Source organism: Herbaspirillum sp. DW155 (assembly GCF_037076565.1).
In the GTDB taxonomy this organism is placed as follows: domain Bacteria; phylum Pseudomonadota; class Gammaproteobacteria; order Burkholderiales; family Burkholderiaceae_D; genus Herbaspirillum.
The window spans coordinates 4,175,328-4,194,785 of the sequence record NZ_AP029028.1 but is presented as its reverse complement, the minus strand read 5'-3'; the positions used below and the strand labels follow the sequence as shown (position 1 = coordinate 4,194,785).

At 63.3% G+C, this 19,458-nt stretch carries 18 protein-coding genes; 13 read left to right on the top strand and 5 right to left on the bottom strand.

The genetic code is table 11. From position 1 onward, the window contains the following. Window positions 1–133 precede the first annotated feature (133 nt). Genes AACH55_RS19015 through AACH55_RS19000 form a run of 4 tightly spaced genes read left to right on the top strand, consistent with a single transcriptional unit; the run spans window position 134 to window position 3,978 of the window. A complete protein-coding gene (locus tag AACH55_RS19015; RefSeq protein ID WP_338716205.1) occupies window positions 134–1,000 on the top strand; it encodes an ABC transporter permease subunit in 867 nt (288 codons plus the stop codon). Beyond that, complete coding sequence (locus AACH55_RS19010; protein WP_338716204.1) at window positions 997–1,773, top strand: ABC transporter ATP-binding protein; 777 nt, start codon at window positions 997–999, stop codon at window positions 1,771–1,773. The genes AACH55_RS19015 and AACH55_RS19010 overlap by 4 nt, the downstream gene beginning before the upstream one ends. A gap of 48 nt (window positions 1,774–1,821) precedes the next feature. Beyond that, entirely contained in the window at window positions 1,822–2,829 is a 1,008-nt protein-coding gene (locus AACH55_RS19005; protein WP_338716203.1) for an NrtA/SsuA/CpmA family ABC transporter substrate-binding protein, read from the top strand. A 42-nt stretch (window positions 2,830–2,871) separates the two neighbouring features. Next, the gene (locus AACH55_RS19000; RefSeq protein WP_338716202.1) at window positions 2,872–3,978 is read left to right on the top strand and encodes an LLM class flavin-dependent oxidoreductase; all 1,107 of its coding nucleotides are present in this window, start codon (window positions 2,872–2,874) and stop codon (window positions 3,976–3,978) included. Between the two features lie 91 nt (window positions 3,979–4,069). Here the strand turns inward: AACH55_RS19000 and AACH55_RS18995 are convergent, their stop codons facing one another. The 3 genes from AACH55_RS18995 to AACH55_RS18985 all read right to left on the bottom strand — a co-directional run bounded on the left by AACH55_RS18995 (window position 4,070) and on the right by AACH55_RS18985 (window position 8,134). Next, window positions 4,070–5,536: an IS1182 family transposase gene (locus tag AACH55_RS18995; protein WP_338716201.1), complete on the bottom strand. Its 1,467-nt coding sequence runs from the start codon at window positions 5,534–5,536 to the stop codon at window positions 4,070–4,072. Window positions 5,537–5,631: 95 nt separating this feature from the next. After that, window positions 5,632–6,921, bottom strand: coding sequence for an aminotransferase class I/II-fold pyridoxal phosphate-dependent enzyme (locus AACH55_RS18990; protein ID WP_338716200.1), 1,290 nt, complete (start codon window positions 6,919–6,921; stop codon window positions 5,632–5,634). A 196-nt stretch (window positions 6,922–7,117) separates the two neighbouring features. Next, window positions 7,118–8,134, bottom strand: a complete 1,017-nt coding sequence (locus AACH55_RS18985; protein ID WP_338716199.1) for an AraC family transcriptional regulator — start codon at window positions 8,132–8,134, stop codon at window positions 7,118–7,120. A gap of 425 nt (window positions 8,135–8,559) precedes the next feature. Here AACH55_RS18985 and AACH55_RS18980 point away from each other — a divergent pair, with 425 nt between their 5' ends. Beyond that, complete coding sequence (locus AACH55_RS18980; protein WP_338716198.1) at window positions 8,560–9,462, top strand: LysR family transcriptional regulator; 903 nt, start codon at window positions 8,560–8,562, stop codon at window positions 9,460–9,462. Window positions 9,463–9,543: 81 nt separating this feature from the next. On the opposite strand, the gene catA is transcribed toward AACH55_RS18980, so the two are convergent. Then, complete coding sequence (gene catA, locus AACH55_RS18975; protein WP_338716197.1) at window positions 9,544–10,455, bottom strand: catechol 1,2-dioxygenase; 912 nt, start codon at window positions 10,453–10,455, stop codon at window positions 9,544–9,546. Between the two features lie 64 nt (window positions 10,456–10,519). After that, window positions 10,520–11,680 (bottom strand): muconate/chloromuconate family cycloisomerase, encoded by a 1,161-nt coding sequence (locus AACH55_RS18970; RefSeq protein ID WP_338716196.1) that lies wholly within the window; start codon window positions 11,678–11,680, stop codon window positions 10,520–10,522. 255 nt (window positions 11,681–11,935) lie between these two features. Between AACH55_RS18970 and andAc the strand changes: the two genes are divergently transcribed. From andAc to AACH55_RS18930, 8 genes are all read left to right on the top strand, one after another. Continuing rightward, a complete protein-coding gene (gene andAc, locus AACH55_RS18965) occupies window positions 11,936–13,216 on the top strand; it encodes an anthranilate 1,2-dioxygenase large subunit AndAc (protein WP_338716195.1) in 1,281 nt (426 codons plus the stop codon). Beyond that, complete coding sequence (andAd, locus tag AACH55_RS18960; RefSeq protein ID WP_338716194.1) at window positions 13,213–13,713, top strand: anthranilate 1,2-dioxygenase small subunit AndAd; 501 nt, start codon at window positions 13,213–13,215, stop codon at window positions 13,711–13,713. Before andAc ends, andAd begins: the two co-directional genes overlap by 4 nt. 7 nt (window positions 13,714–13,720) lie before the next feature. Continuing rightward, complete coding sequence (gene andAb / locus AACH55_RS18955) at window positions 13,721–14,794, top strand: anthranilate 1,2-dioxygenase ferredoxin subunit AndAb (RefSeq protein WP_338716193.1); 1,074 nt, start codon at window positions 13,721–13,723, stop codon at window positions 14,792–14,794. Window positions 14,795–14,896: 102 nt separating this feature from the next. After that, on the top strand, window positions 14,897–16,075 hold the full coding sequence (locus AACH55_RS18950) for an ABC transporter substrate-binding protein (RefSeq protein WP_338716192.1): 1,179 nt from the start codon (window positions 14,897–14,899) through the stop codon (window positions 16,073–16,075). Window positions 16,076–16,087: 12 nt separating this feature from the next. Further along, complete coding sequence (locus AACH55_RS18945; RefSeq protein WP_338716191.1) at window positions 16,088–17,002, top strand: branched-chain amino acid ABC transporter permease; 915 nt, start codon at window positions 16,088–16,090, stop codon at window positions 17,000–17,002. An 8-nt stretch (window positions 17,003–17,010) separates the two neighbouring features. Then, window positions 17,011–17,964 (top strand): branched-chain amino acid ABC transporter permease, encoded by a 954-nt coding sequence (locus AACH55_RS18940; RefSeq protein WP_338716190.1) that lies wholly within the window; start codon window positions 17,011–17,013, stop codon window positions 17,962–17,964. Next, window positions 17,954–18,721, top strand: coding sequence for an ABC transporter ATP-binding protein (locus AACH55_RS18935; RefSeq protein WP_338716189.1), 768 nt, complete (start codon window positions 17,954–17,956; stop codon window positions 18,719–18,721). Before AACH55_RS18940 ends, AACH55_RS18935 begins: the two co-directional genes overlap by 11 nt. Continuing rightward, window positions 18,718–19,428, top strand: a complete 711-nt coding sequence (locus tag AACH55_RS18930) for an ABC transporter ATP-binding protein (RefSeq protein WP_338716188.1) — start codon at window positions 18,718–18,720, stop codon at window positions 19,426–19,428. Before AACH55_RS18935 ends, AACH55_RS18930 begins: the two co-directional genes overlap by 4 nt. The last annotated feature ends 30 nt before the right edge of the window (window positions 19,429–19,458 follow it).

The following is a 19,458-nucleotide window of genomic DNA, read 5'->3' as shown; positions in this document are numbered from 1 at the left end:
CCAAATCCGTTTATCGGATATCCAAACACAAAATCATTCGTATTCCCTCGCCGCGAAGCTGATTACGATTTCCCTCTCTGCGTGACCCGATGCATGCCGGGCGCGCCCACGCTTGACCAGAGAAGGAAATCCCATGCATGAAGCGGTCCATCACTTCCCTCTATCTTCGGCAGCAGCCGAGCTTGTCGCCACGCCCGCCCCGGTGCGCCGCCGCAGCCTGCGCGCGGCGGGTCCGCGTGCGCTGTTGCTGATCTCCTGGGCTGCGCCGCTGCTGTTGCTGCTGGCCTGGGAAGCGCTGGCACGTACCGGCACGCTGTCGCCGCAAGTGCTGCCGGCCCCGAGCAAGGTCTCGCAGACGGCGCTGAACCTGATCGCCCAGGGGCGCCTGCTGTCGGACCTCGGGGCGAGCTTGCTGCGCGCAGCGGCCGGGTTTGTCATTGGCGGCAGTATCGGTTTCGTGCTCGGCACGCTGGTGGGCTTCTCGCGCCTGGCCGAGGCGCTGGTGGACCGCAGTGTCCAGATGGTGCGCGCCGTGCCTTTCCTGGCGGCGCTGCCGCTGGTGATCGTGTGGTTCGGCGTGGGCGAGGGCGGCAAGGTGTTCCTCGTTTCTCTGGGCGTGCTGTTCCCGATCTATATCAACACCGTGCTGGGCATCCGCCAGGTCGATCCCAAGCTGCTGGAGCTGGGCCGCGTGACCGGCTTGTCGAACTGGACCCTGATCCGCCGCATCATCCTGCCGGGTGCCTTGCCCTCGATTCTGGCCGGCGTGCGCTATGCGCTGGCGGTGGCGTGGCTGGCGCTGGTGATCGCCGAAACCATCGCCGCCAATACCGGCATCGGCTCGCTGGCCATGGATGCGCGTGAATTCCTGCAGACCGACGTGATCGTGCTGACCATCGTCATCTATGCCGGCATCGGCGTGGTCTCCGATGGCATCGCCCGCCTGCTGGAGCGCCGCCTGCTGGCCTGGCATCCCAACTACGCCGGCAAGGGGAAATGATGACTCACGCACTGCACGACAGACACACCCTGCACCCGGCCAGCGCCCATGAGCTGGCCGTGAACGTGACAGGCCTCAAGCGCAGTTACGGCCAGCGCGCCGTGATCCACGGCCTGGACCTGCGCATTGCGCGCGGTGAATTCGTGGCGTTGCTGGGCGAGAGCGGCTGCGGCAAGACCACCTTGCTGCGTGCCCTGGCCGGGCTGGACAGTATCGACGGCGGACGCATCGCCGGACCGGCGCAGCCCGCCGTGGTGTTCCAGGAACCGCGCCTGATCCCGTGGGAGCCGCTCTGGCGCAACGTTGCGCTGGGGCTGGATGATCGCCGTGGAAAACCGCTCGCGCAAGCGGCGCTGGCAGAAGTGGGACTGGGCGAACGCCTGCATGACTGGCCGCGCAATCTCTCCGGTGGCCAGGCCCAGCGTGTGGCGCTGGCGCGTGCGCTGGTGCGCGAGCCGCGCCTCTTGCTGCTCGATGAACCCTTTGCCGCCCTCGATGCGCTCACCCGCATCCGCATGCATGCGCTGGTGCGGCAACTGCTGGCGCGGCACCGTCCGGGCGTGTTGCTGGTCACGCACGACGTGGACGAGGCCATCGTGTTGGCCGACCGCATCCTGGTCATGCGCAACGGTGTCATCGCCAGCGATTACCGCGTCGCGCCCGAAGCCGCCCATGACCGCAGCCATCCCGCCGCCGAAGCGCTGCGCGCGCAGTTGCTGGCCGAGCTTGGGGTGGTGGCCTCCGCAGCACCCGTGCTGCAGAGCACGCATTAAATTTTCCTGAATGCTCTTTCCATTCTCATTAAATCCAGATTAATGCCCATGCACCACGATTCCAAGCCTGACAGTCTCCATCGCCGTCAACTGTTGCAAGCTGCGCTGGGAAGCGCGGCCCTCACTGCCAGCGGCCTGCCGCTGCTGTCCCGCGCCGCCGGCAGGTCGCGCAATACCGACACCGTGCGCCTGGCCTGGGGCAAGGGCGGCCTGCCCGGCATTGCGCGCACGCGCGGCGAGTTTGAAAAGATCCTGGCCCGCGATGGCATCAAGGTGCAATGGATCGGCCCCTTCCCCAACCATGCGCCCTCGCTGCAGGCGGTCACCGGCGGCAGTGCCGACTTCGGTTTCGGCGGCAGTACCACCCCGGCACTGGCGGCCATGATCGCCGGCTCGCCGCTGGTGTTTACGCAGTTCGCCGTGGTCGAGCCGCGCAGCACGGCCATCATCGCCAGGGATGGTTCCGGCATCGACAAGGTGAGCGATCTGGTAGGCAAGACCGTGGCGGTCAATCGCTCCGGCCTGGGGGAATTCCTGCTGGTGGCCGCGCTGGAGAAGCACGGCATCGCGCGCGAGAAGGTCAGGTTCGTCTACCTCAATCCACCGGATGCGGGGCCGGCCTTTGCACAGGGCAAGGTCGATGCCTGGTCGATGTGGAGCCCCGGCGTGGATATCGCTCGGGTGGAGTACAAGGCGCATGACGTCTTTTTCGAAGGACGCGACCTGGAATTCCTGATCGACTTCAATTCCTACGTCACCCATCGCAAGTTCGCCGAAGAGAACGCCGACATCGTACGCGCCGTCAATGCGGCCTATCGCGCCGAGGGCGAGTGGATCAGCAAGAACCCGCGTGAAGCCGAACTGCTGGTGCAGAAGGACGCGGGCTATGCGGACGCGGTGCGCGATTCGCTCATCAGGCTGGCGCGCCGCTGGGAGTTTCATGGTGCCGACGACGCCAGATTCATCGCTACCTTCCAGAGCGCGGCGGACTGGCTGGCGGCGCGCAAGATCCTGCCGCAGAAGGTGCAAGTGAGCGATTACATCGTCAAGGTCTGATTCATCTACCGTCTGCCACGGCAGGCCATCAGGAGAGCACACATGAGCGTCAATTTCATCGGCATGGTCACCACCCACAAGAACTCCGAGATCCACCCCTCGGTGGGACCGGCCATCGATACCGACTACCTGCTGCGCTTTGCGCGCGCGCATGAAGAAGCCGGTTTCGACCGGATACTGGTGCCGTATCACTCCAACGGTCCCGATGCCATCCTCACCATCGCGCAGGTGGCTGCGGCCACCCGGCACATCCAGCTGATGCTGGCGCATCGTCCCGGCTTCGTGGCGCCCACGCTGGCGGCGCGCCAGCTGGCCACGCTGGATCATTTCAGCGGCGGGCGGCTGGGCGTGCACATCATCTCCGGCGGTTCCGACATCGAGCAGCGTCGCGATGGCGACTATCTCGATCACGACCAGCGCTATGCCCGCACGGACGAATACCTGCAGATTCTGCGTCAGGTGTGGACGGCGCAGAAGCCTTTCGATCACCAGGGTGCGCACTATCGTTTCGAGCAGGCTTATTCGGAGGTCAAGCCACTGCAGCAGCCACACATTCCCATCTTCTTTGGCGGTGCTTCTGAGGCCGCCATCCCGGTGGCGGGACGGCATGCCGATGTCTATGCGCTGTGGGGCGAATCGCTGGAGCAGGTGCGCGAGCTGACCGGGCGCGTGCGCGCCGAGGCGGCGCGGCATGGACGCGAGATCAGTTTCTCGGTCTCCTTCCGTCCTATCCTGGCGGCCACCGAAGAGCAGGCCTGGGCGCGTGCCGAACGCATCCTCGATGAAACGCGCCGTCTGCGCTCGGGCAATGGCACACGCCATCCGGCCTACACCGGTCCGCAGGAAAGCGAAGGCGCACGCCGCCTGCTGGCCGCCGCCGAAAAAGGCGACCGCGTGGACAAGCGACTGTGGACGGCGATTGCAAAGGAGACCGGTGCGCGCTACAACTCCACCGCGCTGGTCGGTACGCCCGAACAGGTGGCCGAGGCACTGCTGGATTACTACGATCTGGGCGTGACCACTTTCCTCATCCGTGGTTTTGATCCTCTGGAAGATGCCATCGACTATGGCCGTGAACTGATCCCGCGCACGCGCGCGCTGGTGGCGCAGCGGCTGCAGCAACGGGCCGCGCAGAAGCAGGCTGCCTGATTTTTCCACCGCCTGAAACGAAAATGGCTCCGCATGCGGAGCCATCAGGTTGATGACGAACCCCGTGTTTTCGAACACGGGGTTTTGTTTTTCAGGCGCAGGTAATTTGCAGATGGTCGATGGCGCAGAAGCCAAGCAATGCGCTCATTTTTCTCTGTAGCCACTTTTGTACGCTGGCATAGGCGTTCAAGCCCGGTAAAAGCGCGCGCAAGCGCGCCACCAGCAGGGCAATCTTCTTCATGTTCTGGGCCGCCGCCGCCAACAAGCACTGCTCGGCGACCTTGCGCAAGCCGCGCATGCGGGCATAGCGATGTCCGTGCAATTGCTTGGCGTCGGCGAAGCTGCGTTCTACCGTTTCCTTGCGTCGGGCATAGATGCGCTTGCCCCATTCGGTACGACGCCGATCATCCACCTTCTCCTTGGAACGCTCCCACACATGGCGCGTCACCACCTTGACCGCATTGGCGCTATTGGTGCATTGCTCGCGTACCTTGCAGCCCCGGCATTGTTCAGGCTTGGATTTGTATTCCCGATACCCCTGCCGATTGGTGGTGCTGTAGTGCAAGGGCTGGCCCTGCGGGCAGATGTATTCGTCACGGTAGGCGTCGTACTCATACTCCCTTTTAAAGAATGTCCCCGGCTTGTGGTTGGGCGTGCGGTAGCCCATCACGCCGCTGATCTCGCGATTCTCCAGTCCCTGGCAGACGGCCGGTGTGAAATAGCCAGCATCCAGGCCAACGGCCTGCACATCAAATCCGAACGTCTGGCGCTGACGATCCAGGCGTGCCAGATAAGGTTGACTGTCATGGACTGAGGCGGGCGTGACATGGGTATCGGTAATGATGCAATGCTTGGCATCGACGGTGCGGTGATCCAGGTAGAAGAAGCCCTTGGGCTTGTCGTCGCGCACCATGTAGCCGCTCTCGGGATCGGTGCGACTAACCTTGATCTCTTTGGTGGGCGGCTCATCATCATCGTCACGTTTGAGCGGCTTCTTGCCATGCTCGGCACGGTCGATATCCACAGCCGCATCCAGTTCGGCCAGATAGGCCGAGGGTGTCTGGGCAACTTGAACGTAGTCGAACTTGTTCTTGTTGGCGTTGGCCTTGAGGTGGGTGCTGTCGCTGTAGAGCACACGGCCATCGACCATGCCGCGTCCAATGGCCTGGCGCACGATCTCGTCGAAGATGTCTTGATAGACGGTGGTATCAATGAAGCGGCGGCGCCGGTTCTGGGAGAAGGTGGAGGAGTCCGGCACCTTGTCGGTCAGACGGAATCCGGCAAACCAGCGATAGGCCACGTTGACCTGGACCTCGCGGATGAGCTGGCGCTCGCTGCGGATACCGAAGAGGTAGCCGATGAACAAGAGCTTGAAGAGTACCACCGGGTCCAGTGCCGGGCGGCCATTGTCGGCGCAATACAGATGCGCCACCTTCTCGCGGATGAACTCGAAATCCACCGCCGCGTCGATCTTGCGCAGCAGGTGGTCCTTGGGCACGAGCATCTCGATGGTCACCATCTCTAACTCGTGCTGGGCGGCTGTCGGTTTTTTGAGCATGACCGATTAAACAACAAAGCCTTGGCTCTCGCCAGGGCTTTGTCATCAATCTGATGGCTCCGCATGCGGAGCCATTTTCTTGAGCACCAATCAGATCACGCCGACTGCAAGGCCTGTTCCAGATCGGCCAGCAGATCATCGATATGTTCGATGCCGATGGACAGCCGCACCGTGTCTTCGGTCACGCCGGCCTTCTCCAGTTCGGCTGGCGACAACTGCCGGTGCGTAGTGGAAGCGGGATGTGTGGCCAGGGACTTGGCATCACCGATGTTGACCAGCCGCGTGAACAGTTGCAGCGCATCCTGGAAGCGCGCACCGCCCTCGCGGCCATTGGCCACACCGAAGGTCAGCACACCCGAGGCACGGCCCTTGAAATACTTCTGCGCCAGTGCATGGTCGGGATGATCCTCCAGCCCGGCATAGTTGACCCAGCGCACCTTGGGATGGCGCTTCAGGTATTGCGCCACCGCCAGCGTATTGGCGGTGATGCGGTCCAGACGCAGGGCCAGGGTCTCGATACCCTGCAGGATCTGGAAGGCATTGAAGGGGGAGAGCGCAGCGCCCGTATTGCGCAGCGGCACCACGCGCGCGCGGCCGATGTAGGCCGCTTCGCCCAGGGCTTCGGTGTAGACCACGCCGTGATAGCTGACGTCGGGTTCGTTGAGGCGCTTGAAGCGTTCCTTGTGTCTGGCCCAGGGGAACTTGCCCGAGTCCACGATGGCGCCGCCCAGCGTGGTGCCATGACCACCCAGGTACTTGGTCAGCGAGTGCACCACGATGTCGGCACCGTGCTCGAAGGGACGCAGCAGATAGGGCGTGGCCACGGTGTTGTCGACGATGAGCGGGACGCCGTGGCGATGCGCGATCGCGGCCACGGCGGCGATGTCGGTGACGTTGCCCAGCGGGTTGCCGATGGATTCGATATAGACGGCCTTGGTGCGCGCGTCGATCAGCGGCTCGAAGGAAGCCGGCTGGCGCGGATCGGCAAAGCGGGTCTGGATGCCGAACTGCGGCAGCGTGTGGGCGAAGAGATTGTAGGTACCGCCATAGAGGGTGGAGGCCGAGACGATGTTGTCGCCGGCTTCGGCAATGGTCTGGATCGCGTAGGTCACTGCCGCTTGTCCCGAGGCCAGTGCCAGTGCGGCGATGCCGCCTTCGAGCGCGGCCAGACGTTTTTCCAGCACGTCCTGGGTCGGGTTCATGATGCGCGAATAGATGTTGCCCTGGACCTTCAGGTCGAACAGGTCGGCGCCGTGCTGGGTATCGTCGAAGGCAAAGGCCACGGTCTGGTAGATCGGCACGGCCACGGCGCGCGTGGTCGGGTCGGGATCATAACCACCGTGGACGGATACGGTTTCGAATTTCCATTGGGGTTGGTCTGGCATGTCGTCTCTCTTCTTTTCGTGGATGGGATGCGTGAACACTGTCGCATCCCCGACGCTAGCGCGAGCAGACAGGGCGAGCCAAGAAATGATTTCGCATAAGCATATGCACCCCGTGCCGATGAAGACGCACGGATGGATGGCACCGTATCGATACCATTGCCAGGCCAGCCGCAGCGGATTTCGGGTCGAAAGGAGATCAGCGTGCCATACTGCGCGTCTGCTTGGGCAATTCGCCAAACCGCTCGCGATAGTAAGCTGAGAACCGCCCCAGATGCCCGAAGCCGAATTCGAAAGCGGTATCGGTGATGTTGGCACCGGGATGCGTTAGCAGGCGCTCGCGCACGGCATCGAGCCGGATATTGCGCAGCAGGTCCATGGGAGCCACGCCATATTGCTGGTGGCACAGCGCATTGAGCGCACGCACGCTCACTCCGGCCGCACCGGCCAGGTCGGCCAGGGCCAGCGGCGCGCACAGGCGGCTGCGGATGTAGCGCTCCAGCATGTCCAGGCGCTGCAGCTTGCCGGCACCGACCAGGCTGTCGGCCGATTCATTGGCAGCACGTTGACCAGCACTGCAGGCAAGTACGGGTTCCACCGTGGTCGTCAGTTGCGAGAGCAGGAATTGCACAGCACTGCGTTCGAAGTGCTGCACCCATTCACCCTGTCCTGCGCCCTGGCCGGGCAGGGCCAGTACGCGCAGCAGCGACTGGATCAGCAGGTCCCAATAGGGTGCGGCCTGCTGTGGAAGCAGGAACACCGAGGGCACATCCATCGGGCCGCGCTGGCCGAGCGCGCGCAATTGGTCGAACAGGGCCAGCGGCACCTTCAGGATCAGTTGTTCGGAACCCGCCTGCCACCACAGGCGCAGATTCCGTTTTGGTGCGATCAGTGCGGTGTGTCCTTGCGGGATGCACACCTTGCGGCCATCGGATTCGATCTCGGCACTGCCCGAGAGCGTCATGTGGACCAGCGCAAAACCGTTGAACAGGCGCGGACGCACGACGACCTCGGCGCCATACTTGAGCATGAAGATCTGCAACTGCTGGATCGCCGCCTTGAAGAGCACGGTATCGACATCGTCGCCCTTCCAGAACAGGTCATGTTCCGAGAGTTCGTTGGCGACTTGCGCGTGGCAGTCGACCTTGCGGGTGGACTGGAAAACGCGGCGGCGATACAAGGGCTCCAGACTGAGCGCGTGGACAGTGTTGATCATGTTAACCTCTTAACGCTGCCCTTCCGCACGGTGCCGGTGACGGAAGGACGGTGAGACCGGGTAGGGTGCTGCTACGTGCAGACGGCGGCGCTGCCGGTCTGCCCTGCACCTTCATGGACGATGCGAACGGGCTGTGCGCTGGCTGCTTTCCCTCAGCCAGTGCAAGCTGCGTTTGCTAACGCGAAGTTGCAAGTTTCATGCCCGCCAGCGGGCATCGTCGGACGTGGGTGGGGCAGGGCAGGCCTGCACGGGCGGGTGGGTGCATGTTGGTCTCCTCTACGGTCTTCTGGACGGGCCCTGCTGTCGTGGACGCGGACCTCGTTGCTTCGGGGCACGGCTCTGCGGCCGGCTGATCGTCGATTCTATGCGGTCGGCCGATGAACGTACAATATCAAATCAGCATCAAGGTATGCCTCGGAGGTATAGTGGAACTGCGTCATCTCAAGTATTTCAATGCCGTCGCCAGCACGCTCAGTTTCAGCCGTGCGGCCGAACTGCTGCACATCGCCCAGCCGCCCCTGAGCCGGCAGATCCGCCAGCTCGAGGAAATGCTCGGGGCCGAGCTGATCGACCGCGCCTCGCGTCCGATTGCGCTCACCATGGCGGGCAAGTTTTTCTATGAACAGACCTTGCAGGTATTGTCCCGGCTGGAACAGATCGAGGAAGGCACGCGCGTCATCGCCCGTGGGCAGCAGCACTGGTTCAACATCGGTTTCGTGCCCTCGGCGCTGTATGGTTTGCTGCCGGAGATGATCAAGCGTTTTCGCACCGACATGCCGGAAATCGAAATCGGATTTTCCGAGATCGTGACCATGGAACAGATCGAGGCACTCAAGTCAGGACGCATCGATGTGGGCTTCGGACGCCTGCCCATCAGCGACCCCGACATCCTCTGCGAGACCATCGTGGAAGAGCCTCTGGTAGCGGTGTTCCCGCTGGGCCATGCGCTGCTGGCACGCAACAAGGTGACGCTGGCGCAGCTGGCCGAGGAACGTTTCATTCTCTATCCGGCAAAGCCCCGTCCCAGCTACGCGGACCAGGTACTGGACATTTTTTCCAGCCGCGCCCTGCGACCGGCCATCGTCAAGGAAGCCAACGAGATGCAGACCGCCATCGGCCTGGTGGCCGCCGGCGTGGGCGTGACCCTGGTGCCGCGCTCGGTGCAGGGGTTGCATCGCTCGGATGTGGTGTACCGGCCTTTGTCGAACAAGGGCGTGCATTCACCGGTGATCATGAATTTCCGCGCCAATGACCGCTCGCTGCTACTGGAAAAATTGCGTGATACGGCAGCGGCGATTGCGCGCATGCATGCCGAGGAATACACCTGATCGCGGGCCTCCAAAGGGCGAGGTGCAATGAAGACGGGCCATGCAGTCGCATGGCCCGTCGTCGTTCAGATCAGCGCAGGATCAGGCCGCCAGACGCGGACGATTGATGTCGGCCTTGGGCAGGTCGTTCTGTTCCGGCAGCAGGTTGAAGTTGAACTCGATGGCATAGAAGGGTGCGTCGACTTCGTGCTTGCGGATCTCGGCCGGATCGGTGACGTGCTTCAGTTCCGGGACCAGGCCTTCGCGGGTGGCGAAGGCGAAGTCATCCCACAGGTACGGATCGCCGGCGATGTTGATCTGCGTGGTCAGCTTGCGATAGCCCGGTACGGTGACGAAGAAGTGGATGTGCGCAGGACGGCTGCCGTGACGGCCCAGCTTGTTGAGCAGGCGGTCGGTGGCGCCACCCGGCGGCACGCTGTAGCCGACCGGCACGCGGCTGCGGAAGCGATAGCGGCCTTGCTCGTCGGTGCGGATGGAGCAGCGCAGGTTGAACGGGCTCTGCTCCGGATCGAAGAAGGAATAACGGCCCAGGTGGTTGGCGTGCCAGACTTCCACCAGTGCATTGGCCAGCGGCTTGCCGTGTTCGTCGAAGACCTGGCCTTGCATGAAGAGGGTATCGCCCGGTTGCGGATCCTTGTCCATGCGCGCAAAGCCCTTCTGCTCGGGTGCGCCCGAGACGTACAGCGGTCCTTCGATGGTGCGCGGGGTGCCGCCCTGCAAGCCGCGGCGTGCCTCGGCTTCATCCATGCGCAGGTCGAGGAAGTGCTCGAAGCCCAGTCCGGCGGCGATCAGCCCGAACTCGCCCGATTTGCCGGCCGAGGTCAGATAATCCACGGCAGCCCAAAATTCTTCCGGCTGCACATCCAGGTCTTCAATCGTATAAAACATGTCGCGCACGAGGCGGTTGACGATGGTCTTGACACGCTGGTTGCCCTCCGCGATTTCGGTGCTTTCGATTTTTTGCAGTACGGCGTCGATGGCTTTCTTGTCCACGTTGTCTCTCCTGTCTCTGGTTGGATATGTATGGGGGTGGGTGCAGTCGGTCCGGGCCGATGGGTCAGGCTACGGAGACCAGCGGGGTCTTACGGTCGCGCCGCAGCGCGTTGACGCGATCTTCGTCCAGGCTGATGCCCAGACCAGGGCCGCTGGGTAGTTCCAGGGTGAAGTCACGGTAACGCAGCGGCGTGGCCAGGATTTCTTCGGTCAGCAGCAGCGGGCCGAACAGTTCAGTGCCCCAGGCCAGCGTGCCGAAGGTGGCAAACAACTGGGCCGAGGCCATGGTGCCGATGGCGCCTTCCAACATGGTGCCGCCATATAGTTCGACCTGGGCGGCAGCAGCGATGGCGGCCACCTGCTGCGCACCGGCCAGTCCGCCGGACTGATTGATCTTCACGGCGAACACATCGGCTGCGCCGACGCGGGCCAGTTGATAGGCATCCTGCGGGCCATGCAGGCTTTCATCGGCCATGATGGCGATGCGGTTCTTCTGGCGCAGGCGGCCCAGGCCGTCGTGGTTGCCGGCGGCGATGGGCTGCTCCACCAGGTCCACGCCGGCATCGGCCAGCAGCTGCATGCCCAGCATGGCCTCGGTCTCGGTCCAGGCCTGGTTCACGTCCACCCGCACGCTACCGCGATCACCGAGTGCGCGCTTGATGGCGGCCACGTGGGCGCAATCCTGCTGCACGGTGCGTGCGCCGATCTTGAGCTTGAAGATGTTGTGGCGGCGCTGGGCCAGCATTTTCTCGGCCTCCTCGATGTCGCGCGCGGTGTCGCCGCTGGCCAGGGTCCAGGCAATCGGCAGGCTCTCGCGCACCCGGCCGCCGAAGAGCGTGGACAGGGGCACGCCCAGGCGGCGTGCCAGCGCATCCGATAGTGCCGTCTCGATGGCGCATTTGGCGAAGCGGTTGCCTTGTACGTGCTCGGCAATGTGATGCATGCGCGCGGCTACCTGGTTGGCATCGGCACCCAGCAGCAGCGGCGTGATGTAGGTGTCGATGTTGACCTTGATGCTTTCCGGGCTTTCTTCGCCATAGGCCAGGCCGCCGATGGTGGTGGCCTCGCCCCAGCCGGCTACGCCGTCATTGCCGGTGATGCGTACCAGCACCAGGGTCTGGCGGTGCATGGTGGTCATGGACAGGCGGTGTGGGCGGATGGTGGGAACGTCCAGCAGCAAGACCTCGACGGTTTCGATGGAGGTGGCGGGGAGGGTGGAATTCAAGATGCAGTCCGTAGAAAAGAAGAAGGCGAAAGCTGACGATGTCTGACTTGGGAAGGATGATAGGAACAAAGCCGCCCGGGTGTCCAAGACCGATTTAGGCATGCTGCATACCTTTTGGGTATAACGTCGATGTATGCAAAAAACGGACAATACTGCCCCGCAACTATGCAAATGGCGGATATTCGTCCTTGCGCAGCCTGCCTAAGATGGCTCATCGTCCAGGCCCCACCTGGCATTCAACGATGAGGACTTCGCATGAGCACATCCACCCGACTCGAACAGCAAGGCTATGCACCGCTGGTGCAATTCCCCCGCACCGATGGTGCGCGCACGCCCTACAAGGTATTCAGCTCCAGGGAGGTCTATGACCTGGAGCAGGAACGCATCTACCGGGGCGAGACCTGGAGCTTCCTGGCGCTGGAGGCCGAGATTCCCAATAACGGCGATTACAAAAGTACCTTCGTCGGCGACACCCCGGTGGTGGTCACCCGCACCGAAGACGGCGCCCTGGCCGCCTGGGTCAACAAGTGCTCGCACCGTGGCGCCATCGTCTGCCGCACTCCGCGCGGCAATGCCAGTTCGCACAGCTGTGCTTATCACCAGTGGAGTTTCGACGCGCGCGGCAACCTGCTGGGCGTTCCCTTCCGTCGTGGCCAGAAGGGCGCCACCGGCATGGCCAGGGACTTCGATCCCAAATGCCACGGCCTGCGCCAGTTGCGCGTGGACAGCTACAAGGGCCTGGTCTTCGCCACCTTCAGCGAGACCGTGGAATCGCTGCCGGACTACATCGGTCCCGAGATGCGTCCGTGGATCGATCGCATCTTCCACAAGCCCATCGTCTACCTCGGCTGCACGCGCCAGTATTCCAAGTCGAACTGGAAGCTCTACCTGGAAAACGTCAAGGACCCGTATCACGCCAGCCTGCTGCACCTGTTCCATACCACCTTCAACATCTTCCGCGTGGGCATGAAGGCGCGCTCGCTGGCCGACAAACATCACGGCCTGCACAGCATCATCACCGCCACCAAGAATGAAGTGGAGACGGCGGACGCCTACAAGCAGCAGGAGATCCGCTCCTTCGATGAGGGCTTCTCGCTACAGGACCCGTCGGTGCTGGGCCAGATCAAGGAATTCGAGGAACTGACCACCAACCACATTCAGCCCATCTTCCCGCAGCTGGTGGTGCAGCAGATCCATAACACTCTGGTGGCACGCCAGTTGCTGCCCAAGGGCCCGAGCAACTTCGAGCTGGTCTTCCACTTCTTCGGCTACGAGGATGACACCCCCGAGCTGCGCGCCCTGCGCATCAAACAGGCCAACCTGGTGGGCCCGGCCGGTTACATCTCGATGGAAGACACCGAGGCGACCGAACTGGTGCAGCGTGGCACCGCGCGCGATCCCGACCATTGCTCGGTGATAGACATGGCGCGCGACAACCCCGACCAGGACGACACGTTGATTACCGAAAGCCTGATCCGCAAGTTCTGGATGGGCTACCAGAAACTGATGGGTTTCCCGTCCATCGAGAAGGCATGAGCGAGGCAAAGCAGATGCAAAACATGGAACAGATAAGCTTGTGGTTCGAGCTGCACCAACTGCAGGAGCGCTATGTGCATGCGCTCGACAACGACCGCCTGGAACAGTGGCCGGATTTCTTCACCGACGACTGCCTGTATGAAATCGTGCCGCGCGAGAACGCCGATGCCGGCCTGCCCATCGGCATCATCTATTGCGACAGCAAGAAGATGCTGCAGGATCGCGTGCTCTCGCTGCGCCACGCCAACATCTACGAGGCGCACACCTATCGCCACATGACCTCGGGGCTGGTGTTCACGCAGAACGCCGATGGATCGGTGGATGCGCAATCGAGCTATGTGGTGGTGCAGACCTTGCAGAACGGCGAGTCCTTCGTCTACCAGGCCGGCCGCTATGAGGATCGCGTGGTCAGGACCGAGGCTGGCTGGCGTTATGCCCGCCGCCGCGTGGTCTACGACACGCTGCGCGTGTCGACCCTGTTGGCCACTCCGATCTGAGGCGGCCATGAGCGAGTGGTTCGATGTCGGCCATGCCGATGATTTCGCCGAGGGTGAAGTGGCCGCAGCCCGCGCGGGCGGCCAGGCGGTGGCGGTGTTCCGCCTGGGCGAGGAAATCTTTGCGCTCAGGGACTTGTGCACCCATGGCAATGCCAAGCTCTCCGATGGCTATGTGGAGGATGGTTGCGTCGAGTGTCCGTTGCACCAGGGCCTGTTCGACATTCGCAGCGGTGCACCGCGCTGTGCACCGGTGACCGAAGCGGTGCGCAGCTTCCCGGTGCGCGTGGTGGCAGGCCGGGTCGAGATCGGCGTGAGCGGGGAGGGCGATACCGCTGTTGCAGCGAGTACCGCGCCGACATTGCAGCAGGTGCAGGCCACGCTGGAGGGCATCACGCGCGCCGCCCCGGACGTGGCGATCCTGCGCCTGCGCTGCGACGCGCCGCTGTCCTATCGCGCCGGCCAGTACATCGACCTGCTGCTGGAAGACGGCCAGCGCCGCAGCTATTCCATGGCGACCTATGTCGGTGACGGCAGCGATCTGCTGGAACTGCACGTGCGCCACCTGCCCGGCGGACTCTTCACGGACCGCCTCTTCAACGGCATGCAGGCGGGGCAGCAGTTCTCGCTCGAAGGACCTGCCGGCAGCTTCTTCATGCGCGAGGGCAGGCAGCCGGTGATCCTGCTGGCCAGTGGCACAGGATTTGCTCCGGTCAAGGCACTGGTGGAAGAGGCCATCGCCACCGGCAGCACCCGTTCGATGCGCCTTTACTGGGGAGGCCGCCGTGCCGCCGACCTGTATCTGGATGCACTGTGCCGCGACTGGGCGGCGAGCCTGCCGTGGTTCGAGTATGTACCGGTGCTCTCGGAGACCGATGCGGCCAGCGGCTGGAGCGGACGCACCGGCCTGGTCCACCAGGCCGTGATGCAGGATGTACCGGCGATGCAGTCATGCCAGGTCTATGCCTGCGGCGCGCCGGTCGTTGTAGAGTCAGCGCGGCGCGATTTCACGGCCATCTGCGGCCTGCCCGGGACGGCGTTCTTTGCCGATGCCTTCGTCTCGACAGCAGACCTGCGGAAATAGTCGTTCCAGCCGGGGCGCGTGGTGAAATCTGGATTTCACGCGCCGCTGCGTGTTCAGCGTCACACCGAATTCAAACCAAAGAATCTAGAGGGGAATCCAGGCATGAATCGACTCACTCAAGTGGCAGGTGCGGTAATGATGGCGATGGCGGCGGGTGCAAGCTTGTCCGCGCAGGCGTCCGAGGTGGTGAAGGTGGGCTTCCTGACCACCCTGAGCGGCCCGGCCAGCGCACCCGGCGTGGATCAACGCGAAGGTTTCATGCTGGCCATGAAGATGCTGGGCAACAAGCTCGGCGGCGTGCCCGCCGAAGTCATCGTGGTCGATGACCAGTTCAGCCCCGATGCCGCCAAGCAGGGTGCGGACCGCCTCATCAAGCGCGAGAAGGTCGATATCGTGAGCGGCTTCGTCTATTCCAACATCCTGCTGGCCGTGGCACCGGCCGCCTTCGTCAGCAAGACCGTGGTGGTCAGCGCCAATGCCGGCCCGGCGCAACTGGCCGGTGCGGGATGCAATCCGTATTTCTTCAGCGCCAGTTACCAGAACGATGCGACCCACGAGGCAGCGGGCAAGCTGATGGCCGACAAGGGTTACCAGCGCGTGGCCATCATTGCCCCCAATTATCCGGCGGGCAAGGATGCCTCGGCAGGCTTCAAGCGCTTCCTGAAGAAAGACCCTGCGGTCGAACTCTTCCCCAAGCTGGGCCAGCTCGATTTCGCTACTGAAATTGCGCAGTTGCGCGCCGCCAATATCGATGCCCTGTATTTCTTCCTGCCGGGCGGCATGGGCGTCAATTTCGTCAAGCAATATGCGGCCGCCGGCATGGACCCCAAGATCGTGCGCGTGATGCCCGCCTATGATGCGGACCAGCAGATGCTCTCCAACGGCGACCTGATCGCGGGCGTGGCCAACACCGGCCAGTGGTCGGCCGACCTACCCAACGAACAGAACCGCGCCTTCGTGGCCGCCTATGTCAAGGAGTACGGTCATCAGCCTTCGATGTTCGCCTCCCAGGCCTATGACGCGGCCATGCTCATCGACAGCGCCGTCAAGACCATCGGCGGCAAGGTCGAGAATCGCGAGGCCCTCATTGCGGCTATCAAGGCGGCCAACTTCAAATCGGTGCGCGGTGGCTTCAAGTTCGCTGCCAATCACTTCCCGATCCAGAATCAATATGCGCGCGTGGTGACCAAGGGTGCCGACGGCAAGTACGTCAACAACATGACCCAGACGCTCTTGCCCGATCACGTCGACGCCTACGTCAGTCAATGCAAGATGCCTTGAGGACGGTGCATCTTGGGTAATCTGATCTTCGAGCAGGTGCTCAACAGCCTGCAATTCGGCGTCATGCTGTTCCTGATCGCATCGGGATTGACGCTGATCTTTGGCGTGATGAACTTCGTGAACCTGGCGCACGGCAGTTTCTTCATGATCGGCGCCTACGTGGCGGCGGTGGCGGCCGGGGCCAGCGGTTCCTTCTGGCTGGGCCTGCTGGTGGCCCTGCCGGCCACGGCGGCGCTGGGCTTCCTGCTGGAGTGGCTGGTGTTCCGGCGGCTCTACAAGAAGGACCACATGGTGCACGTGCTGGCCACCTTCGCCTTCATCCTGATCTTCAACGATGGCGTGCGCATGATCTGGGGCCCGCAGCCGCTGCCGCTGAACATGCCGGCCGCCTTTGCCGGGCCGGTCAACCTGTTCGGGCTGCCGTATTCCAGCTATCGCCTGCTGGTCATGGCGGTGGGCATGGTGGTGGCCGTGGCGCTGTACTTGCTCATCAATCGCACGCGCATCGGCATGTGGGTGCGCGCCGGGGCCAACAACCTGGAGATGGTCACGGCCATGGGCATCAACATCGGCCTGCTTTTCCGGCTGGTGTTCAGCTTCGGGCTGCTGCTGGCGGCGCTGGCCGGCATCATGCTGGGACCGCTGGTGGCGGTGCAGGCCGGTATGGGCGATGACGTACTGATCCTGGCCTTCGTGGTGGTGGTCATCGGCGGCATCGGCTCGGTGCCGGGCGCGGCCATCGGCGCGCTCATCGTGGGCGTGGTCGATACGCTGGGTCGCAGCCTGCTCCCGCAACTCTTCGCGCTCTTCCTCAGTGCCGATGCGGCCGCCTCGGTCGGTCCGGCGCTGGGCTCGATGATGATCTACCTGGTGATGATCGCGGTGCTGTTCTGGCGCCCCAGCGGTCTGTTCCCTGCGCGTACCTGAGGAGTCTCATGCAACGACTGTTCGTTCCCCTGCTGCTCGTCCTGGCGGTGCTGCTGCCGTTGCTGGCGCAGGCCAGCGGGATGGAGTACTACATCGGCGTGCTCACCCGCATCCTGATCTTCGCGATGGTGGCGGCCAGCCTCAATTTCATTCTTGGCTACGGCGGCATGGTCAGCTTTGGTCATGCGGTGTTCTTCGGGCTGGGCGCGTATGTCACGGCCATCGCCAGTTTCCATGGCGTGACCAGCGCCTGGCTGATCTGGCTGCTGGCCGCGCTGGTGACGGCCCTGGTCGGTCTGGTCATTGGCTTGATTGCACTGCGCACGCGGGCGGTGTATTTCATCATGATCACCATGGCGCTGGCGCAATTGTTCTATTACTTCTTCGTCGGCTTCCGGTATTACGGTGGCGATGATGGCTTGCAGGTGACGGCGCGTCCGCTGCTGGGGCTGGGTCTGGACATGAGCGGCGACAACGCCTTCTACTGGGTCGTGCTGGCCTGGCTGATGGCCAGCTTGGTGCTGCTGCAGCGGCTCCTGAGCTCGCGCTTCGGACTGGCCTTGAATGCGATCCGGCAGAATGAGCGGCGCGCCCAGGCCATCGGCTATCCGGCGCTGCGCTACAAGCTCGCAGCCTTCGTGATCGCTGCCGTCATCGCGGGACTGGCAGGCAGCCTCATCGGCATGAGCAATCTCTTTGCCAGCCCCAAGCTGCTGCACTGGTCGCAGTCCGGCATCCTGCTGGTGATGGTGGCGCTGGGCGGGGTCGGGTATTTTTACGGCGGCCTGCTCGGTGCGGCAGCCTTCCTGTTGCTGGAAGAAGTGCTGTCCACCCATTTCGAATACTGGCAGATCTATGTCGGGCTGATCCTCTTGCTGGTGATCATGGTGGCGCCGCGCGGCGTGAGCTCGCTGGCCACCATCGGCAAGACACTCAGGCAGGGAGAGCAGCATGGGGCGTGAATTGGCGGCGCTGGCCCTCTCGGTCAAGGGCCTGAAGAAAAACTACGGCGGCCTGGCGGCCACGCGCGATGTCGATCTGGAGATCGCGGTCGGCCATGTGCACGCCATCATCGGTCCCAATGGCGCGGGCAAGACGACGTTGCTCTCATTGCTTTCCGGGGCGCTGGCTGCGGATGCGGGCGAGGTCCATCTGTTCGGCCAGCCCATGCATGGCCACGCTGAACAGGCACGCGTGGCAGCGGGGCTGGTGCGCTCGTTCCAGATCACCAGCGTCTTCGATGAATTGAGCGTGCTGGAAAACCTGCAGGTGGCCGTGCAGCGCGGGCAGCATCGCAGCTATGGCTTCTTCCATGCCAGCGCGAGTGATCGCGGCGCACGCGAAGCGGCCATGACGGTGGCGCGCCGCGTCGGACTGGAGAAGCTCGTGCATCAGTTGTCGTCGCAGCTCTCGCATGGTGCGCGGCGCAGACTGGATGTGGGCCTGGCCATCGCCTGCGGCCCGCGCGTACTGTTGATGGATGAACCGATGGCGGGCATGGGCCATGAGGAATCCGGCGACATGATCGCGCTGATCCGGTCGCTCAAAGAGGAACTGACGGTGGTGCTGGTGGAACATGACATGGAGGCCGTCTTCGCCCTGGCCGACCGCATGACGGTGCTGGTGCAGGGGGCGGTGCTGGCCACCGGCAGCGTGGACGAGATCCGCGCCAATGCCGAGGTCAAGCTGGCCTACCTCGGCGAGGAGGAAACGCAATGAGTGCTTTGCTGGAAGTGGAAGGCCTGACCGGTGGCTATGGCGCGAGCCAGGTCCTGTTCGGGATCGACATGCAGGTCAGGGAAGGTGAAGTGGTGACCTTGCTGGGCCGCAATGGCATGGGCAAGACTACTACGCTGCGCACTATCCTGGGATTGAATCGTCCCACCGGCGGCGTGGTGCGCTTTCGTGGCGAAGCCATCCACAGCGCCAGTGCCGATGCAATTGCCCGGCGCGGCATCGCCATCGTGCCGGAGGGGCGGCAGATCTTCAAGAACCTGAGCGTGGAAGAAAACCTTTCCGCCTTCGCGGCGCGCCGCAACGGCCGCGACAATCCGTGGACGCTGGAAAAGATTTACCAGCAGTTCCCGCGCCTGAAGGAGCGGCGCCACAATGGCGGTGGCCAGCTCTCCGGCGGCGAGCAGCAGATGCTGGCCATCGGCCGTGCGCTGATGACCAATCCGCATCTGCTGATCCTCGATGAAGCCACCGAAGGCCTGGCGCCGCTGGTACGGGAAGAGATCTGGACTTGCCTGAAAACCTTGCGCGAGTACGGGCTGACCATCATCGTCATCGACAAGTACATCAAGCGCCTGATCGGCTTTGCCGACCAGCACACCATCCTCGAAAAGGGCAAGGTGGTCTGGCAGGGCGATTCGGCGCAGCTGTCGGTGCAGACGGAATTGTGGGATCAGTATCTGAGCGTGTGAGGCGCTTGCTGCGCGGATATTGATCCATTA